Raw genomic sequence first — 18301 nt, 5'->3', positions numbered from 1 at the left:
GCCGTGCCTCATCGTGCGGTCATGCAGAACCCTCGCTACCCGTTCCGGGTAACGGGGGTTTTTTTATTCGATAACGAAAAAGGAGACCCTGCCATGTCCGACTGGACGTACTGGCTCATCGGCGCCGGCATCCTGGTGGTGGCCGAGCTGTTCATCGGCACGTTCTACCTGTTGATGATCGCGGTCGGCCTGCTGTTCGGCGCCGGCGCCGCCTGGCTCGGCGCCAGCGGCCCGTTGCAGACGCTGGTCGCGGCGGGCGTCGGCATCGGCGCCACCATGGTCCTGCGCCGTACCCGCTACGCCCGCCCGCGGCGCGGCGAGGCCGCGAATGACCCCAGCATCAACCTCGATATCGGCCAGCGCGTCACCGTGCCGCAGTGGCAGGACCGGCGCGCGCGCGTGATGTACCGCGGCGCCCTGTGGGACGTCGAGCTGCTCGCCGACACCCTGCCGCAGCCGGGCGACTACGAGATCGTCGAAGTGCAGGGCAACCGCCTGATCGTGGCCCGGCGCCAGCCCTGACAGAACACCTTATAACAAGAAAGGATGCACATGGAACTGTCTTTCAGCGTGGTCGCGATCGTGATCTTCGCCATCGCCCTGGTCTTCGTGTTCAAGACCATCAACGTGGTCCCGCAGCAGAACGCGTGGGTGGTCGAGCGCCTGGGAAAGTACCACGCCACCCTGGCCCCGGGCCTGAACATCGTGGTGCCCTTCGTCGACCGCGTCGCCTATAAACACAGCCTGAAGGAGATCCCGCTCGACGTGCCGCCCCAGGTCTGCATCACGCGCGACAATACCCAGCTGCAGGTGGACGGCATCCTGTACTTCCAGGTCACCGACGCCATGCGCGCGTCCTACGGTTCGTCGAACTACATCCAGGCCATCACCCAGCTGGCCCAGACCACCTTGCGCTCGGTGATCGGCCGCATGGAGCTGGACAAGACCTTCGAGGAACGCGACCACATCAACACCCACATCGTCAACGCGATCGACGAGTCGGCCGCCAACTGGGGCGTCAAGGTGCTGCGCTACGAGATCAAGGACCTGACCCCGCCGGCCGAGATCCTGCATGCGATGCAGGCGCAGATCACGGCCGAGCGCGAGAAGCGGGCCCTGATCGCGGCCTCCGAGGGCCGGCGCCAGGAGCAGATCAATATCGCCAGCGGCGAGCGCGAAGCCGCCATCGCCCGCTCGGAAGGCGACAAGCAGGCCCAGATCAACCGCGCCCAGGGCGAGGCGGCCGCCATCGTGGCGCTGGCCGAGGCCAGCGCGTCGGCGCTGCGCCAGGTGGGCGACGCCATCAATTCGCCGGGCGGCATGGACGCGGTCAGCCTGCGCGTGGCCGAACACTACGTCGACGCCTTCGCCAACCTGGCCAAGACCAACAACACCCTGATCGTGCCGGCCAACCTGGGCGATATGAGCACCGTGATCGCCAGCGCGCTGCAGATCGTGAAGGCGCAAAAATGAAGCACGCGATCGTCGCCAGGGACGACCCGCGCCTGCACTGATCCGGCTTAGAACCCCACGGTCGCCGACACCACCACGCTACGCGGCGCCGCCAGCACCAGGTAGCCCGCGCCCGGATAACCGCCGGCCGAGGCCCAGTAATTCTTGTCCGTGACGTTGTCCACGCGCGCGCGCAGGGTCAGGTCGCGGTCCATGAAGCGGGTGTTGTAGGTGGCGCCCAGGTCGAGGCGCGTCCACGACGGCAGTTTTTGCAGGTTGGCGCCATCGGCGTACTGCTTCGAGGTGTACACGGTGCGGGCATTGAGCGACAAGCCGTCCACGCCAGGCACGTTCCAGTCGGCGCCGATGTTCAGCTGCGTCTGCGGCACGCCGATCGCATCCTTGCCCTGGTTCTCGCCGGCCCGGGTGATGCGCTGCTCGGCGTCGAGCAGGGTCAGGCCGCCCAGCAGTTTCAGGCCGCGCAGCGGCGTGCCGAACACGGACAGCTCGAGGCCGCGGTTGCGCTGCTCGCCAAACACGCCGAAGACATTATTCTCGACGTAGGCGCTCGGCTGGCTGGTGGTGAACACGGCAGCAGTCAAGCCGTAACGGCCACTGTCGTACTTGATCCCGGCTTCGCGCTGGCGCGAGACATAGGGGGCAAACTTGGTGCCTGAGTTGACAATGCCGACGCCCGATGCTTCAGGCCCGCGCTGCAGGCCTTCGCTGTAGTTGGCATACACCGACACGTCCTTGCGCAGCTTGTAGACGATGGCGGCGAACGGCGTGTTCTCGCTTTCCTCGTAGCCGGCGTTCTCGATGCCCGTGTCGTTGGCGTAGCCGTAATCCTTGAGGCGTTGGTGACGTACGCCGACGTTGACCAGCACCTTGTCATCCATGAACGACATGGTGTCGGCGATCGCGAGGCTCGACAGGATAGCCTTGCCGGTCACCAGCGGATTGTTCATGTCGCCACCCGACGGCCAGGCGTTGGCCGGCGGCGGGGCCACGTCGCGCGGCGTATAGATGTTCGAGGCAAAACCCGCGAAGTCGCTCATGCCGAAGGCATTGCGCGACGTCGAATGAAAGGCCGAGGCCGACGCGCTGAGCGTATGCTTGACGGCGCCGGTGCGCAGCTGGCCGCGCACACCCACTTCACCGGTACGCACCTGGTCCTTGCGGATATTGTCGAAGCGGCTCATCGTGCCGTCGCCATTGACGGCATTGACGTCGAAGCCGGCCAGGACATTGAACTCCTGGCCGTTGCGCAGGCCGCCGGCCGCCCAGGCCACCGCGTCGGCGCCCAGGTCGATCTCGGCGCGCACGGTGCCGAAGGTATGGCGCTCGTTCGAGACGGTCCACGGCTGGGCGAAGTTGTGGTCGCCCTCCGGCGCGGCGATCATGGGCAGGCCCAGCGCCAGGTCCACGCTCGGGCGCGCATTGCTCAGCTGGTGGTCCTGGTGGCCGACGTCGGCCGACAGGCGGTAGCCGCGACCGCGGTAGTCGAAGCCCAGGGAGTACACGGACAGTTCGCGCTTCTCGCGGTCGACCGCGGTGTCGCCGTTGCGGTGCGCGATATTGACGCGCACGCCGGCGCGGCCTTGTTCGCCGAAGCGGCGGCCCAGGTCGATGGCGCCATAACCCTGGCCGCCGGTCTCGACGCCGAGCGTGACTTCGCTCAGTTCCTGGTTCGGCGCACGCTTGGGCAGGATGTTGATCGAGCCGCCGATGCTGCCGCCGGCCGGGGCCGCGCCGTTGATGAAGCTGTGCGCGCCGCGCAAGACTTCCACACGCTCCATCAGTTCGGTCGCCACGAACTGGCGCGGCAGCAGGCCGTACAGGCCGTTATAGGCCGTGTCGTCCGATCCCACGGCAAAACCGCGGATCATGTACAGCTCCTGGTAGTTGCCGAAGCCGCGCGCCACCCGCACCGACGGATCGTTCTGCACCACGTCGGCCACGCTGCGCGCCTGCTGGTCCTGGATCAGCGCATGGGTGTAGTTGGTGCTGTTGAACGGGGTGTCCATGATGTCGACATTGCCGAGCAAGCCGAGACGGCCGCCGCGCGCAACCTGGCCGCCGGCATAGGCTGCCGGCAAGCCCTGGGCCGAGGCGTCGGCCGAGGCGGTGATCACGACGGTCTGGATGGCGTCGTCATTGTTGGGTTCGGCCTGCTGGGCAAGCGCGGTCTGCGAGACGAGGAGGGCGGCGGCCAGCGCGGCCGGGGTAAAGGTGAGGCGCGGGGTAGTCATGTCTTGCTCTTTTTATGCGTTAAAAGTAATGCGCATTCTATGCCCCATGCTTGCATATGTAAATGAGAACGATTATTATTCATGGTCTGAATTTCTAGCTATATAGCCCACCCAATAACATGTCACCCGTTTCCCTGCGCCGCTGGGGCTGGATTCACAAGTGGTCCAGCCTGGTCTGCACCGTCTTCATGCTGCTGCTGTGCCTGACCGGCCTGCCGCTCATCTACCACCACGAGATCGGCCACCTGCTGGGCAACGAGGTCGAGCCGCCGGTCCTGGCCCAGCCCACGCCGCCGGGCAACGTCGACGCCGTGATCGCCTCGGCCAAGGAGCTGTACCCGACCAAGAAGCCGATGTTCATCTCGCAAGAGGCCGACGTGCCCGAGATCTGGCACGTGACCCTGGCCGACCACATGCACGACCACGACTACAAGCCGATCGCGGTCGATGCGCGCACCACCAAGGTGATCGTCGAGCCGGCCTTCGAGGGCGGCGTGTTCATGTCGACCATGCTGGCGCTGCACGTCGACCTGTTCATGGGGCTGGCCGGCAAATTGTTCCTGGGTTTCATGGCCCTGTTGCTGTTGGTGGCGATCGTCAGCGGCGCGGTCCTGTACTCGCCCTTCATGCGCAAGCTCGATTTCGGCACCGTGCGCAAGGAAAGAAGCAGCCGTCTCAAATGGCTCGACATGCACAACCTGCTGGGCATCGTCACGCTCACCTGGCTGTTCGTGGTCGGCGGTACCGGCATGATCAACACCTGGGCCGACCTGATGTACAAGTATTACCAGCACAATGAGCTGGGCCAGATCCTGGCCCAGTACAAGGACAAGGCGCCGCAGCCGCACACCGCCTCGGTGCACGATGCGATCGAGAAGGCGAAGGCGCGCCTGCCGGGCATGCGGGTCGCCTTCGTGGCCTTCCCCGGCACCGACTTCAGCAGCGCCCATCACTACGGCATCTTCATGAACGGCAATGAGCCGTTCAGCTCGCGCATGTACCAGCCGGTGCTGGTCGACGCCCATACCGGCGAGCTGACCGACGCCCCGCAACTGCCGTGGTACCTGAAGGCGCTGCTGGTGTCGCAGCCGCTGCACTTCGGCGACTACGGCGGGCAGTGGATGAAATTCCTGTGGGCGCTGCTCGACATCGCTACCATCGTGATCCTGGTCACGGGCCTCTACCTGTGGGTCAAGCGCGGCAAGACCGCCAGCGCGAGCGCCAAGGCCGCGGTGCTCGACAAGACGCCGGCCCACCGCATCGATGCGCCGGTCCTGGCGCGCGAAGGAGGCGCATCGTGAGCCGCAATGCAAGCCGTACTGCGATGCAGATCTGGGGTGCGCCGATCGTGCTCGCGATCCTCACCACCATCGGCCTGATCTCGGCCCTGCTGGGCGACGGCATCTGGGACGCGCTGTCCGCCGTCACGCTCGGCATTCCCTGCCTGGCCGGCGCCTGGTATTGCCTGCGCCGCGCGCCACAGGCCCGCCGGGACGGCTGAGCGACTCGCCGCACGCAACACCTGGCGCGCTTTTTTGCGTGCCGCATTTGGCCGTGGCCCGGCCCACGCTGTATACTTGGCACCTTCCGATCCCGTGCGCGGCGCCTGGCCGCACGCGGGATTCGTCCATCTTCGAAAGGGCCTCATGTTTGCAGCAGTCGACCTCGGGTCCAACAGCTTCCGCCTGCACATCGGCGAGCCGCTCGGCGCCCGCATGCACATCGTGCGCACGGCGCGCGACCCGATCCGCCTGGCGGCGGGACTCGACAGCGAGAACATGCTCACCGACGCCGCGATGCGCGGGGCGATCCGCTGCCTCTCCGATTTCCGCAAGATCCTCGACGAATACCACCTCGACGCCGTGCGCGTGGTGGCCACCAATACCATGCGCGTGGCGAAGAACGCCGACCAGCTGCTGCCGCAGCTCGAGGCGGCGATCGGGTATCCGATCGAGATCATCTCGGGCGAAGAAGAAGGGCGCCTGATCTATATGGGCGTGACGCGCGCCATCGAGCGCCAGGACGAGCGGCGCCTGGTGATCGACATCGGCGGCGGCTCGACCGAAGTCATCGCCGGCACCGGCGCCGAGATCCACCTGGTCGAATCGTTCGGCATCGGCACCCAGCCGCAGACGCGCGCCTATTTCGCCGACGGCCGCATCACGGCGCGCGCCTTCGATGCCGCCGTCACCGCGGCCCGCGCCCGCTTCGAGGACGCCGCTTCGCTCTACCACGCCCAGGGCTGGGATGCCGCCTACGGCTCGTCGGGTACGATGCGCGCGATCTCCGAAGTCATCGGCCGCAACGCGATCGGCGACGGCACGGTGTCGCAGGCCAGCCTGCACGCCTTGCGCGACATCCTGATCGAGCTGGGCCACGTGGATGCCTTCGCGCTGCAGGGCGTCAAGCGCGACCGGGTGCCGGTGATGGTGGGCGGGCTGACGGTGCTGATCGGCGCCATGCAAGAGCTGAAAGTCGAGCGCATGCAGGCGATCAATGCCGGGCTGCGCCTGGGCGTGCTGTCCGACCTCGAACTGCGCGCCAACCGGCGCGACCGGCGCGACGCGGCGATCCGCTCCTGCATGCAGCGCTTCCGGGTCGACACCCAGCGCGCGCTGCGCACCTGCGGCATCGCGACGCTCCTGTACGAGCGCCTGCAGCCGCAGGCCGACAGCCAGCCGCACTACCTTGCCTGGAGCGCGATGCTGCACGAGATCGGCCTGGCGATCTCGATGAGCGGCGCCCACAAGCACGGCGCCTATATCGTCGAGCATGCCGACCTGGGTGGCTTCACCACGCGCGAACAGCGCCTTCTGGCGACGCTTGTGCTGGGGCAAAAGGGCAATCTGCGCAAGGTCCGCGAGGCCTTGCAGGAGCCCGACCTGGCCAAGGCGCTGCTGGCGCTGCGCCTCGCCGTGGTGTTGATGCACGCGCGCGCCGACAACGACATCGGCGGCCTGCGTCTGCGCATGAAAGGCAGGATCGAGATCGACCTGCCGCCGGAACTGCTGGCGCGGCATCCGACCCTGGCGCCGTGGTTCGAGAAGGAAGAATCCAGCTGGAATGAGGTAGGGATAGCGTTCCAGGCGCGGTGATGCATGCTGGACGGCGCCGCCGTCCAGCGCGCTGGGTCAGCGCAGCTTGCCGATCACATCCGGCCCCGCCACCAGGCGGATATACGGCGCGCCTTCGGGTTCCTTGTGCTCGATCCAGAACACGCCCGCCTTGCGGATGCGCCAATCCTGCTTGTCCCCGCACAGCACCATCGATGCGACCTGCCCCAGCAGCGGCTGGTGGCCGACGATCAGCACCGGCTGGCGGTGCTCAGGCCAGCCGCAGGCGTCGATGATCGCTTCGGCGCTCGATTCGGTGCCCAGCGCCTCGACCACCTCGTAGCGCCGGCCCAGCGCTTCCACGGTCTGGATGCAGCGCGTGGCTGGGCTCACCAGGATGCGGCAGGCCGGCGGCAGCTTGCGGTCGAGCCAGGCGCCCATGCGCGCGGCGTGGCGTTGGCCCTTGGGCGTCAGTTCGCGCAGCGCATCCGGTTCGCCTGGCTCGGCCTCAGCGTGGCGCCACAGGATCAGTTCCATTGTCGATCTCCTTGTCGTTCGATTCTTTATTGAGGTTGGCGGCGCCCAGCGTGTCCATCAAGACCTGCTGCGCGCTGTAGCGCGGCTGCTTGCCGCGCGCCTTGCGCCGGCGGTAGCGGCCATCGGGCGCCAGCTCCCAGGCGTTGACGTTGTCCTTGAGGTAGGGCTGCAGGCCCTCGCGCATCACGCGCCGCTTGAGCGCCGGCGAGCGGATCGGGAACGCCACTTCGACCCGGCGGAACAGGTTGCGGTTCATCCAGTCCGCGCTGCTGAGCATCATGTCGTGCTTCAGGTCGTTGCGGAAGTAATAGATGCGGGTGTGCTCGAGGAAGCGGCCGACGATCGAGCGCACCTTGATGTTCTCGGACAGGCCCGGCACCCCGGGACGCAGCGCGCAGGCGCCGCGGATGATGAGGTCGACCTTGACCCCGGCCTGCGAGGCGTCGTACAGCGCCTTGATCACCGATTCGTCGGTCAGCGAATTCATCTTGCCGATGATGCGCCCCGGGCGGCCCTGACGCGCGATGTCGGCTTCCTGCCGGATCGCGCGCACGGTTTCCTTCTGCAGCGAGAACGGCGCCAGCCAGATGCTCGACAGCTGCTTGGGCCGGGTCATGCTGGTGAGGTGGATGAAGACTTCGTTGACGTCGGCGGTCAGGTCGGCATCGGCCGTCAGCAGGCCCATGTCGGTATAGAAGCGGGCCGTGGTCGGGTTGTAGTTGCCGGTGCCGAGGTGGGCATAGCGGCGCAGGCCACTGGGCTCGCGGCGCAGCACCAGCGCCATCTTGGCGTGGGTCTTGAGGCCGACCACGCCGTACACCACCTGGGCGCCGGCCTGTTCGAGCTTTTCGGCCCAGTTGATGTTGGCCTCTTCGTCGAAGCGCGCCATCAGCTCGACGATGACGGTGACTTCCTTGCCGCGCCGTGCGGCCGCGATCAGGGCGTCGACCAGTTCGGAATTGCTGCCGGCCCGATAGATGGTCTGCTTGATCGCGACCACGTTCGGATCGGCCGCCGCGCACTGAATAAAGTTAATCACCGGCTGGAACGATTCGAATGGATGGTGCAGCAGCGCGTCGTGCTTGCGCAGCGAGGCGAACAGGTCGGGGCCGGACAGCTTGCCCGGATAATGTGCCACGTAAGGCGGGAACACCAGATCCGGCCGGTCGTTGCCGTTGACGATTTCCAGCAGCCGGCTCAGGTTGACCGGACCGTCGACCGAGAACAGGCGGCTGCGGTCGATGTGGAACTGGTTGAGCAAGAAATCGGACAGGTGCTGCGGGCAGGAGCGGCTCACTTCGAGGCGCACCGCGAAGCCGTACTGGCGGCTGTGCAGCTCGCTCTGCAGGGCCTGGCGCAGGTTCTTGACCTCTTCTTCGTCGACCCACAGGTCGCTGTTGCGGGTGACACGGAACTGCGAATACGACACCACTTCGCGGCCGGTGAACAGGTCGGCCATGTGGGCCTGGATTACCGACGACAGCATGCAGTACGAGGCGCCTTTCTTGTCCGAGAGTTCGTCCGGCAGCCGGATCACCCGCGGCAGCACGCGCGGCGCCTTCATGATCGCGATGCCCGAACCGCGTCCGAAGGCGTCCTTGCCGGCCAGCTCGACGATGAAGTTCAGGCTCTTGTTGATCACGCGCGGGAAGGGGTGGGCCGGATCGAGGCCGATCGGCGTCAGGAGCGGACGCACTTCGCGGTCGAAGTATTGCTTGACCCAGGCGCGCTGGGCCGCATTGCGCTCGCTGCGGTGCAAGAGGTGGATGCCGTGTTCGGACAGTTGCGGCTGGATCTCGGTATTGAACAGGCTGTACTGGCGCGCGATCAGGTGCCGGCATTCGGCGCTGGCGCGCTCGAGTTCGGCGGCCAGGCCGTCGGGCACCGAGCCGCTTTCGCGGTCCAGCTTGTACTGGGCCAGCAGGCTGGCGACCCGTACCTCGAAGAATTCATCCAGGTTGCTCGCCACGATGCACAAGAAGCGCAGGCGCTCGAGCAGGGGGATGGTGGGGTCTTCGGCCTGGGCCAGCACGCGGCGATTGAATTCGAGCAGCGACAGTTCGCGGTTCAAATAGGCGCCGCCGTCGGAAAATTGTTTGAGCTCAGCCCCGATGGCCTTTTTCTTCATATCCATAGTCTGCGGTCGTAGTCGTCCCGCAGGTAGTGTAGATGTCAAATATGACAGCCCGGTGACACTCGCACCTTGCCGTCCGCCTGTTTGCTGCGCCTCGATGCAATTAATGAACTGCTAAGCCTGCAGGTGCGGGCTGTGGTTAAGCTGGGCGCATCCATCCACCGAGGAGTCGTCCATGAAAAACTTCGTCCGCGCCAACAAGGGCTTTTTGGTATTCGTGCTGTTGTTCGGCGTGTTTCGCAGCGCGGTGGCCGACTGGAGCCCGATCCCTAGCGGCTCGATGCGGCCAAATCTGCTGGAGGGCGACGTGGTGCTCATCAACCGCATGGCCTTCGACCTCAAGATACCACTGACCGAACACAGCGTGGCGCACCTGGGCGATCCGGCGCGCGGCGACATGGTCGTGTTCCATTCGCCGCAAGACGACATCCGGCTGATCAAGCGCGTGCTCGCGGTGCCGGGCGACCTGGTCGAGATGCGGGGCGACCGCCTGTTCGTCAACGGCGAAGGCGGCAGTTACGCGGTGCTGGGCGAGGCGCGCGAGCGCAGCCGCGGCACGCTGGTGGATGCGGTCCGCCTCGAGGAGCAGGTGGCCGGCACCCGCCAGCGGATCCAGGTGCTGCCCGGCGTCGCCGCAGCGCGCAGCTTCGCGCCGCTGCGCATCCCGGCCGGCCAGTACCTGATGTTGGGCGACAACCGCAACGACAGCGCCGATTCGCGCACGATCGGCCTGGTGCCGCGCGAGAAACTGATCGGGCGCGCGGAACGGGTGCTGGTGTCGGCCGCCTACCAGGAAGACTGGATGCCGCGCCTGGACCGCTTCGGCATGTCGCTGCGCGCGCCGTAGGCCGGCGGCCGTGAAGGTGAGGACGGGTGAAGATTGACGAGATAAAAATAGCGTACAATCCCGTCCCCCACGCTGCGCCGTGCAGTGTTGGCAATATCCCGAAAGTGCAGTACATGCAAAAACTCCTCACCGTCATCCTCGCCTGCCTGGGCATGATCGGCGCCCTGGCGATCGACACCTATTTGCCGTCGATGCCGGCGATCGGCGCCGAATTCGCGGTCGGTCCGGTGGCCGTGCAGCAGACCCTGAGCGTGTTCCTGTTCACGTTCGCCTTCATGATGCTGTTCTACGGAACCCTGTCCGACTCCTTCGGTCGCCGCCCCGTGATCCTGGCCGCACTCGCCGTCTATACGCTGGCGTCGATCGGCGCGGCCTGGGCCCCGAGCTTCGGCTGGCTGCTGGTGTTCCGCGCGCTGCAGGGCCTGTCGGCCGGCGCCGGCTCGGTGATCGGCCAGGCCATCGTGCAAGACCGTTTCTCGGGCCCGCAGGCCCAGCGCATGATGTCGCACATCATGATGGTGTTCGGCCTGGCGCCGGCGATCGCCCCGATCCTGGGCGGCTGGCTGCACGTGACCTTCGGCTGGCGTTCGTCGTTCGTGTTCCTGGCCGCGTTCGGCGCGGCGATGATCCTGCTGGTCGCGAAGATGCTGCCGGAAAGCCTGCCGGTCGAAAAACGCCAGGCCTTCCATCCTGGCACGATCGGCAGCAACTACCTGATGGTGCTGCGTAATCCGCAATTCGTGTTCCTGGCGCTGTCGGTCGGCCTGGCATTCAGCGGCCTGTCGCTGTACATCGGCTCGGCCTCGAACTTCGTGATGGAGATCCTGGGCCTGCCCGAGACCGCCTTCGCCTGGATGTTCATCCCGCTGGTGGGCGGCATGGTGGTCGGTTCGGCCTGGGGCGGCAAGCGCGCCCATGCCTCGACCCCGGCCGCCATGATGTGGACCGGCTACGCCGTGATGGCGCTGGGCGTGGCGCTCAATGTCGGTTATCACGCCTTTGCCCCGGCCAGCGTACCGTGGTCGGTGCTGCCGCTGTTCGTGTATACCTTCGGCCTGGCGGTGGCGATGCCGGCGGTGCAGCTGACCGCGATGGGGCTGTTCCCGCGCAACCGCGGCCTGGCCTCGTCGATGGTCGGCTTCATCCAGATGATGGCGTTCGCCCTGGTCTCGGGCCTGGTGGCGCCGCTGCTGTTCGAGAGCGCCCTCAGGCTGGCGCTGGGCGTGGCGGGCGGGCTGGCGCTGAGCTTCGGGGCGTGGCGGTTGTCGGTGCGCAGTGCAGCGGCGCCAACCGTGCAAGAAGCCTGAGCCGCGCTGCGCACCGTCGCTGAAGGTCAGCGCCGGTTGGTCTTCATCGCCTGGTTGACCTCGCGCTTGGCGTCGCGGTCTTTCTCGGTCGCGCGCTTGTCGTGCTGCTTCTTGCCCTTGGCCAGGCCGATCTCGCACTTCACGCGGCCTTTCTTCATATGCAGGTTGAGCGGCACCAGGGTAAAGCCGGCGCGCTCGACCTTGCCGATCAGCTTGTCGATCTCGGCACGGTGCAGCAGGAGCTTGCGCGAACGCAGCGCTTCCGGGTGGCTGAAGGTGGAAGTCGTCGTCAACGCACTGACGTGTGCGCCGAACAGGTAGAGCTCGTTATTGCGAACGAGCACATAGGCTTCCTTGATCTGCACCCGCCCTTCGCGGATGGCTTTGACTTCCCAACCCTCCAGCACCAGACCCGCTTCGTAGCGGTCTTCGATGAAGTAGTCAAAAAATGCTTTTTTATTGTCAGCGATGCTCATGAAAAGGCGAAATTTCGCGTGTCGGTTAAACTACTGCCATGGCGCCAACAGCTGGCGCCTGCAAATGACCAACATCATAACAAACGGTTGACCAATGGCAGTAGTGCACAAATCAGTATTCCTTGGCTATAGCGCAGAACAGATGTTCGACCTGGTCGCCAAGGTCGAGGATTATCCCAAGTTCCTGCCCTGGTGTGCAGGTGTCAAGATCGTCGAACAGACCGACGAGAAACTGGTCGCCAGCTTGCAGATCAATTTCCACGGCGTAAAGCAGAGCTTTACGACGGCGAACCACAACCAGCGCCCGACCCAGATGAAGATGCACCTGGTGGACGGTCCTTTCAAGATGCTGGAGGCAACGTGGAGTTTCAAGGCCCTGCGTGAAGATGCCTGCAAGATCGACTTCGACATGCAATACGAGTTCTCGAGCGTGATCCTGGCCCAGATCGTCGGCCCCGTGTTCGGCATGATCGCCAACAGCATGGTCGACTCGTTCTGCAAGCGCGCCGAGGCGCTGTATGGCTGAGATGCTGGCGGTGTCGGTGTGCTATGCCATTGACAAGCACGAATGGCTGCGCCCGATGCAGGTGGAGCAGGGCACGACCATCGGCGAGGCAATCGAGCGCAGCGGCGTGCTGGAAGCCTTCCCGGACATCAACCTGGCCACGCAGGCGGTCGGCATCTATGCCAAGAAAAAGACGCTCGACACCGTGCTGCGCGAGCGCGACCGCATCGAGATCTACCGGCCGCTGGTGGCCGATCCCAAGGATTCGCGTCGCAAGCGCGCCGCCAGGAAGGCCGTTGCGGCAGATGCGGCCGATAGCGGGGCCTGAGCCGTTCGGGGCGGGCCAGGCGGTTGAATATTGCGCAAATGCAATAATTGGATAGATTTCCGGGAGTTTCTTGGTATCATGGCGGTTCCATTGAGCCCCCATCGTGCCTTACCGGCACATCCACCAGCGTCACCCTGTCCCGATGTTGAATGCCCTGAGCCTGTTATTGGTGACCACTGCCTTGTCGGGGGTCATGTTGCTGGTCCTGTCTTCGCTTGCCAAGAGCGAGGTCGCCGGCATCCGCGAGTGGCGACAAGCGAATCTTCTGGCGGTGGCGGCGTTGTTGCTGTTTGCCGGTCGCGGATTCATTCCCGATGTCCTGAGCATCGAGGTGGCCAACGGGCTCTACCTTGGCACGATCACCCTGAGCTACGCCGGCTTCCGGCGTTTCCTGGGCCGGCGCGTGCCGTGGCCCTGGCTGGCTGGCGGTGCGCTGGCCGCCCTGTCCGGCGTCGTGTTCTTCCATTACGCGATCGAGTCGGCGGCGCTGCGCATCGTGTCGGTCTCGCTGTACCACGGCGCCGTCTGCATCGCGATCGGCGTGGCGCTGCGCGCACCGGTCGAGCCGCGCCTGCGCTACCCGTTCACCTTTACCCGCTGCGCCGCCCTGGTGCTGGGCGCGGGCCATGCCTGGCGCGCGACCTTCTATGCGATCGATGCCTATCAACCTTATTCGCTGCTGGAAGAAAGCACCTATAACCTGGTGTTCTTCGCGATCGGCACCATGGCGCTGCCGGCGCTGACCCTGGGTGCGGTGATGATGGCCAACGCGCGCCTGATCGCCGCCAGCGCCCACGCAGCCGACCACGACCACCTGACCGGCGCCGCCTCGCGCCGCGCCTTCTTCGCCTTCGCCGAGCGCGAACTGGCGCGCGCCGAGCGCCGTGGCGGCGGCCTCGGCCTGCTGCTGGTGGACGCCGACCATTTCAAGCGCATCAACGATACCTATGGCCACGGCGTCGGCGACCTGGTGCTGCGCGACCTGGTGGAGCGCACCCAGCAGGTGATCCGCAAGATCGACTACTGCGCCCGGCTGGGCGGCGAGGAGTTTGCCGTGCTGCTGCCCGACGCCGACGGCCGCACGGTGCTCGCCGTGGCCCAGCGCCTGCGCGCCGCGCTCGAGCGCACGCCGCAACTGGCGGGGGGCGCGAGCGGCGTGTCGTACACGGTCAGCATCGGGGTGGCGATGCTGAAGCCGGGAGAAAGCATCGCCGGCCTGATGGCGCGCGCCGACACGGCCCTGTACGCGGCCAAGGCGGGCGGGCGCAACCGCGTGGAGGCGGCGCCCGAGTCCGATCCGGTCAGCGGCACTCCTGCAGTGCGCGCCTGACCCGTTCGTTACGCGCGGCCTTTTCTTCGTCGGTCATGTAGGTCTTTTCGCCGTCCGGCCCGATCCTGGCGATACGGATGCCGGAGTCGAGCTGGGCCTGGGTCTCGCGCGCGGCGGCGCAATGCTCGGCCAGCCGCCGCTGGCGCGTCGCTGCTTCCTGGTCTTTCTGTTCCTGTTCCGCGCGCGCCTTGCTGCGCTCGCGGAAGGCGACTTCGCGTTCGGTCAGGGTGGGCGGGGCCTTGGCGTCCTGCGGCTTGCCGGCGCCGTCGGCCGCTGCATCGGCCGCCGGCACTTGCGGCTCGAAGGCCGGGCGGCCGGGCGCCTTGACGATCTTGCTGGCCGGCGTGCCGGGCGGCGGCGGGCGGTCGGAATACTGGCGCGTGCCGTTCGGCCCGATCCAGACATACTGGGCATGGGAGGCGGTGGCGGCGAGCAGGAGCAGGGCGCCGAGGGTAGTTCTGGACAGAAGAGGCATGGAAGATTCCTGGATGAGCACTGCGATTTCGCCATGTCTTGGTTCGGCTGTCAATTGCCCGGCGCACCGTGCAAAACAAATTTTGGCCTGCCCGGCGACGGAAATTGAGAGTTTCTGTATAATTTGCTTTTGCGCCTATAGGAAATACTATGCGTCTCCTCCAAAAAGCACTCACCTTCGATGACGTGCTGCTCGTCCCGGCCTACTCCAACGTTCTCCCGGCCCAAACCTCCCTGCGCACCAAGCTGACCCGGAACATCACGCTGAACATTCCGCTGCTGTCGGCGGCGATGGACACCGTGACCGAATCGCGCCTGGCGATCGCAATAGCGCAAGAGGGCGGCATCGGCATCATCCACAAGAACCTGAGGCCAAGCGACCAGGCGCGCGAAGTGGCGCGGGTGAAGCGTTTCGAGGCCGGCGTGCTGCGCGATCCGATCACGATCCCGCCGACCATGAAGATCCGTGAAGTGCTGGCGCTGTCCGAGCACCACGGCATCAGCGGTTTCCCGGTGGTCGAGGGCAGCCAGGTGGTGGGCATCATCACCAACCGCGACCTGCGCTTCGAAGAAGACCTGGACGCCGAGGCGCGCGCCAAGATGACGCCGCGCGACAAGCTGGTGACCGTGAAGGAGGACGCGGACACGGCCGAAGCGAAACGCCTGATGAACAAGCACCGCCTGGAGCGCGTGCTGGTGGTCAATGACGAGTTCGAACTGCGCGGCCTGATCACCGTGAAAGACATCCAGAAGTCGCACGAGCACCCACTGGCATCGAAAGACTCGCAGGGCAAGCTGCTGGTCGGCGCCGCCACCGGCGTGGGCCCTCGCGACGAGGAGCGCATCGAACTCTTGGTCGCGGCCGGCGTGGACGTGCTGGTGGTCGACACCGCCCACGGCCACTCGCAGGGCATCCTGGACCGCGTGAAATGGATCAAGGAGCGTTTCCCGCACGTGGACGTCATCGCCGGCAATATCGCCACCGCCGCCGCCGCGCTGGCGCTGGTGGAAGCGGGCGCCGACGCGGTCAAGGTCGGTATCGGCCCCGGCTCGATCTGCACCACCCGCATCGTGGCCGGCGTCGGCGTGCCGCAGATCACCGCGATCTCGAACGTGGCCAAGGCGCTCGAAGGCACCGGCGTGCCGTGCATCGCCGACGGCGGCATCCGCTTCTCGGGCGACATCTCGAAAGCGCTGGCAGCCGGCGCGCACACGGTCATGATGGGTTCGATGTTCGCCGGCACCGAAGAAGCGCCGGGCGAAGTGATCCTGTACCAGGGCCGCAGCTACAAATCGTACCGCGGCATGGGCAGCCTGGGCGCGATGGCCGACGGTTCGGCCGACCGCTACTTCCAGGAAGCCTCGGCCAAGGCCGACAAATTCGTCCCGGAAGGCATCGAAGGCCGCGTCGCCTACAAGGGCAGCGTGCTGGCGATTATCTTCCAGCTGATCGGCGGCGTGCGCCAGTCGATGGGCTACTGCGGCTGCTCGACCATCGAAGAGCTGCGCGAGAAGGCGGAGTTCGTCGAGATCACCTCGGCCGGCATGCGCGAATCGCATGTGCACGACGTGCAGATCACCAAGGAAGCGCCGAACTACCGTTCGGAGTAAGCTCCAGCGACGGCGCCGGTGAGCGCCGTTTTCGTAGGGTTGGCGGCTTTGCCGCCGACGCGTGACGCCAGCATCTTGTTGGCCCAGAATTTGTTGGGTGGACGGCAAGCCTTCCACCCTGCGCACACTACTTACTGTCTCCATGCATTCCAAAATCCTCATCCTCGATTTCGGTTCCCAGGTCACCCAGCTGATCGCGCGTCGCGTGCGCGACGCCGGCGTGTTCTCCGAAGTCTTCCCCTACGACGTCAGCGACGAGTTCGTGCGCGAATACGGCGCCTCGGGCATCATCCTGTCGGGCAGCCACAACTCGACGCTCGAAGGCGATTCGCCGCGCGCGCCGCAGGCGGTGTTCGAAGCCGGCGTGCCGGTGCTGGGCATCTGCTACGGCATGCAGACCATGGCGGCCCAACTGGGCGGCAAGGTCGAGAACGGCCTGAAGCGCGAATTCGGCTACGCCGAAGTGCGCGCCCGCAACCACACCGCACTGCTCAACGGCATCAACGACTTCGTGACCGACGAAGGCCACGGCATGCTGAAGGTCTGGATGAGCCATGGCGACAAGGTGCTGGACATGCCACAAGGCTTCAAGCTGATGGGTTCGACCGATAGCTGCCCGATCGCCGCGATGGCTGACGAAGAGCGCCGTTTCTATGCGCTGCAGTTCCATCCTGAAGTGACCCACACGACGCAAGGCGAAGCCATCATCGGCCGTTTCGTCCACGAGATCTGCGGCTGCAAGTCGGACTGGAACATGCCGGATTACATCGGCGAAGCCGTCGCCAAGATCCGCGAACAGGTGGGCACCGACGAGGTGATCCTGGGCCTGTCGGGCGGCGTCGATTCGAGCGTCGCCGCGGCGCTGATCCACCGCGCGATCGGCGACCAGCTGACCTGCGTATTCGTCGACCACGGCCTGCTGCGCAAGGACGAGGGCAAGATGGTCATGGACATGTTCTCCAAGAACCTGGGCGTGAAAGTCGTGCGCATCGATGCCGAGGCGCAGTTCATGGGCCACCTGGCCGGCGTGACCGATCCCGAGCAGAAGCGCAAGATCATCGGCCGCGAATTCGTCGAGGTGTTCCAGGTCGAGGCGGGCAAGCTGACCAATGCCAAGTGGCTGGCGCAGGGCACGATCTATCCGGACGTGATCGAGTCGGCCGGCAAGGGCAAGAAGGGCCAGACGATCAAGAGCCACCACAATGTGGGCGGGCTGCCCGAGACCCTGAACCTGAAACTGCTCGAGCCGTTGCGCGAGCTGTTCAAGGATGAGGTGCGCAAGTTGGGTGTCGCGCTGGGGCTGCCGCATGACATGGTGTATCGTCATCCGTTCCCGGGGCCGGGTCTCGGTGTGCGCATCCTGGGCGAGGTGAAGAAGGAATATGCCGATCTGCTGCGCGAGGCGGATGCGATCTTTATCGAAGAGCTGCGCAATACGCCGTTCGAAGTGCCGCAAGTGCCGGGCATCGATGCGGGCAAGGCGCCGGTGAACTGGTATGAGGCGACCAGCCAGGCGTTCGCGGTATTCTTGCCGGTGAAGTCGGTGGGGGTGATGGGCGATGGGCGGACGTATGAATACGTTGTCGCGCTGCGCGCGGTGCAGACGCTGGACTTCATGACGGCGCAATGGGCGCATTTGCCGCATTCGTTGCTGGGCAAGGTGAGCAATCGCATCATCAATGAGGTGCGTGGGCTGAATCGCGTTGTGTACGATATTTCGGGCAAGCCGCCGGCGACGATCGAGTGGGAGTAATATTTCATATTGGAAACTATACTTGTGCTGTTTAAAAGGCTCGCTTCGGCGAGCTTTTTTTAGCTTAAGTGACCTGAAGATGGTCACCTTGAGCTGGCTCGAGTCTGGCACTATACGTGGTTGACGTCAGCCGGTAGGTATCTGAGCTCAAGATTTGTGCCAGCTTCGGTATTGGAATTGGATATTAATTGCCGCCTCCGACGATGATTTTCTCAATTCCTCATTTGTCCCTCAATTTAGTT

At 65.4% G+C, this 18301-nt stretch carries 17 protein-coding genes; 12 read left to right on the top strand and 5 right to left on the bottom strand.

Features of this window, described 5'->3' with window-relative positions; genetic code table 11:
* Window positions 1-93 precede the first annotated feature (93 nt).
* Window positions 94-522 (top strand): NfeD family protein, encoded by a 429-nt coding sequence (locus E8M83_RS15470; RefSeq protein ID WP_137174216.1) that lies wholly within the window; start codon window positions 94-96, stop codon window positions 520-522.
* 30 nt (window positions 523-552) lie between these two features.
* Window positions 553-1473: an SPFH domain-containing protein gene (locus E8M83_RS15465; protein WP_137174215.1), complete on the top strand. Its 921-nt coding sequence runs from the start codon at window positions 553-555 to the stop codon at window positions 1471-1473.
* A gap of 47 nt (window positions 1474-1520) precedes the next feature.
* Here the strand turns inward: E8M83_RS15465 and E8M83_RS15460 are convergent, their stop codons facing one another.
* Window positions 1521-3704: a TonB-dependent siderophore receptor gene (locus E8M83_RS15460; RefSeq protein WP_137174214.1), complete on the bottom strand. Its 2184-nt coding sequence runs from the start codon at window positions 3702-3704 to the stop codon at window positions 1521-1523.
* A gap of 119 nt (window positions 3705-3823) precedes the next feature.
* On the opposite strand from E8M83_RS15460, the gene E8M83_RS15455 reads away from it, so the two are divergent.
* From E8M83_RS15455 to E8M83_RS15445, 3 genes are all read left to right on the top strand, one after another.
* Window positions 3824-5005, top strand: a complete 1182-nt coding sequence (locus E8M83_RS15455) for a PepSY domain-containing protein (RefSeq protein WP_137174213.1) — start codon at window positions 3824-3826, stop codon at window positions 5003-5005.
* Entirely contained in the window at window positions 5002-5205 is a 204-nt protein-coding gene (locus tag E8M83_RS15450; protein ID WP_137174212.1) for a hypothetical protein, read from the top strand. The genes E8M83_RS15455 and E8M83_RS15450 overlap by 4 nt, the downstream gene beginning before the upstream one ends.
* A gap of 145 nt (window positions 5206-5350) precedes the next feature.
* On the top strand, window positions 5351-6799 hold the full coding sequence (locus E8M83_RS15445; RefSeq protein WP_137174211.1) for a Ppx/GppA phosphatase family protein: 1449 nt from the start codon (window positions 5351-5353) through the stop codon (window positions 6797-6799).
* A 36-nt stretch (window positions 6800-6835) separates the two neighbouring features.
* Here the strand turns inward: E8M83_RS15445 and E8M83_RS15440 are convergent, their stop codons facing one another.
* Both E8M83_RS15440 and ppk1 read right to left on the bottom strand, forming a co-directional pair.
* Window positions 6836-7294, bottom strand: coding sequence for a histidine phosphatase family protein (locus tag E8M83_RS15440; RefSeq protein ID WP_137174210.1), 459 nt, complete (start codon window positions 7292-7294; stop codon window positions 6836-6838).
* Window positions 7266-9428 carry a polyphosphate kinase 1 gene (gene ppk1 / locus E8M83_RS15435; RefSeq protein ID WP_137174209.1) on the bottom strand — a complete coding sequence of 721 codons (2163 nt, stop codon included), beginning with the start codon at window positions 9426-9428 and terminating at the stop codon, window positions 7266-7268. The genes E8M83_RS15440 and ppk1 overlap by 29 nt, the downstream gene beginning before the upstream one ends.
* Before the next feature lie 175 nt (window positions 9429-9603).
* Here ppk1 and lepB point away from each other — a divergent pair, with 175 nt between their 5' ends.
* Together lepB and E8M83_RS15425 are read left to right on the top strand one after the other, a co-directional pair.
* Window positions 9604-10275: a signal peptidase I gene (gene lepB / locus E8M83_RS15430; RefSeq protein ID WP_137174208.1), complete on the top strand. Its 672-nt coding sequence runs from the start codon at window positions 9604-9606 to the stop codon at window positions 10273-10275.
* A 113-nt stretch (window positions 10276-10388) separates the two neighbouring features.
* Entirely contained in the window at window positions 10389-11582 is a 1194-nt protein-coding gene (locus tag E8M83_RS15425; RefSeq protein WP_137174207.1) for a multidrug effflux MFS transporter, read from the top strand.
* A gap of 26 nt (window positions 11583-11608) precedes the next feature.
* On the opposite strand, the gene smpB is transcribed toward E8M83_RS15425, so the two are convergent.
* Window positions 11609-12058 carry an SsrA-binding protein SmpB gene (smpB, locus tag E8M83_RS15420; RefSeq protein WP_123072330.1) on the bottom strand — a complete coding sequence of 150 codons (450 nt, stop codon included), beginning with the start codon at window positions 12056-12058 and terminating at the stop codon, window positions 11609-11611.
* Between the two features lie 94 nt (window positions 12059-12152).
* Between smpB and E8M83_RS15415 the strand changes: the two genes are divergently transcribed.
* The 3 genes from E8M83_RS15415 (at window position 12153) to E8M83_RS15405 (ending at window position 14221) form a co-directional block, all read left to right on the top strand.
* Window positions 12153-12584 (top strand): type II toxin-antitoxin system RatA family toxin, encoded by a 432-nt coding sequence (locus E8M83_RS15415; RefSeq protein WP_137174206.1) that lies wholly within the window; start codon window positions 12153-12155, stop codon window positions 12582-12584.
* Window positions 12577-12891, top strand: coding sequence for an RnfH family protein (locus E8M83_RS15410; protein ID WP_137174205.1), 315 nt, complete (start codon window positions 12577-12579; stop codon window positions 12889-12891). The genes E8M83_RS15415 and E8M83_RS15410 overlap by 8 nt, the downstream gene beginning before the upstream one ends.
* A 193-nt stretch (window positions 12892-13084) precedes the next feature.
* Complete coding sequence (locus tag E8M83_RS15405) at window positions 13085-14221, top strand: GGDEF domain-containing protein (RefSeq protein WP_170976823.1); 1137 nt, start codon at window positions 13085-13087, stop codon at window positions 14219-14221.
* Here the strand turns inward: E8M83_RS15405 and E8M83_RS15400 are convergent.
* The gene (locus E8M83_RS15400; protein WP_137174203.1) at window positions 14193-14696 is read right to left on the bottom strand and encodes a DUF4124 domain-containing protein; all 504 of its coding nucleotides are present in this window, start codon (window positions 14694-14696) and stop codon (window positions 14193-14195) included. The two genes, E8M83_RS15405 and E8M83_RS15400, sit on opposite strands and share 29 nt — an antisense overlap.
* Before the next feature lie 149 nt (window positions 14697-14845).
* Between E8M83_RS15400 and guaB the strand changes: the two genes are divergently transcribed.
* Both guaB and guaA read left to right on the top strand, forming a co-directional pair.
* A complete protein-coding gene (guaB, locus tag E8M83_RS15395; protein ID WP_137174202.1) occupies window positions 14846-16306 on the top strand; it encodes an IMP dehydrogenase in 1461 nt (486 codons plus the stop codon).
* Between the two features lie 142 nt (window positions 16307-16448).
* The gene (guaA, locus tag E8M83_RS15390) at window positions 16449-18059 is read left to right on the top strand and encodes a glutamine-hydrolyzing GMP synthase (protein ID WP_137174201.1); all 1611 of its coding nucleotides are present in this window, start codon (window positions 16449-16451) and stop codon (window positions 18057-18059) included.
* Window positions 18060-18301: the final 242 nt, after the last annotated feature.

Source organism: Massilia sp. HP4 (genome assembly GCF_005222695.1).
Lineage (GTDB): Bacteria > Pseudomonadota > Gammaproteobacteria > Burkholderiales > Burkholderiaceae_D > Telluria.
This window is presented reverse-complemented; position numbering and strand designations above follow the sequence as displayed.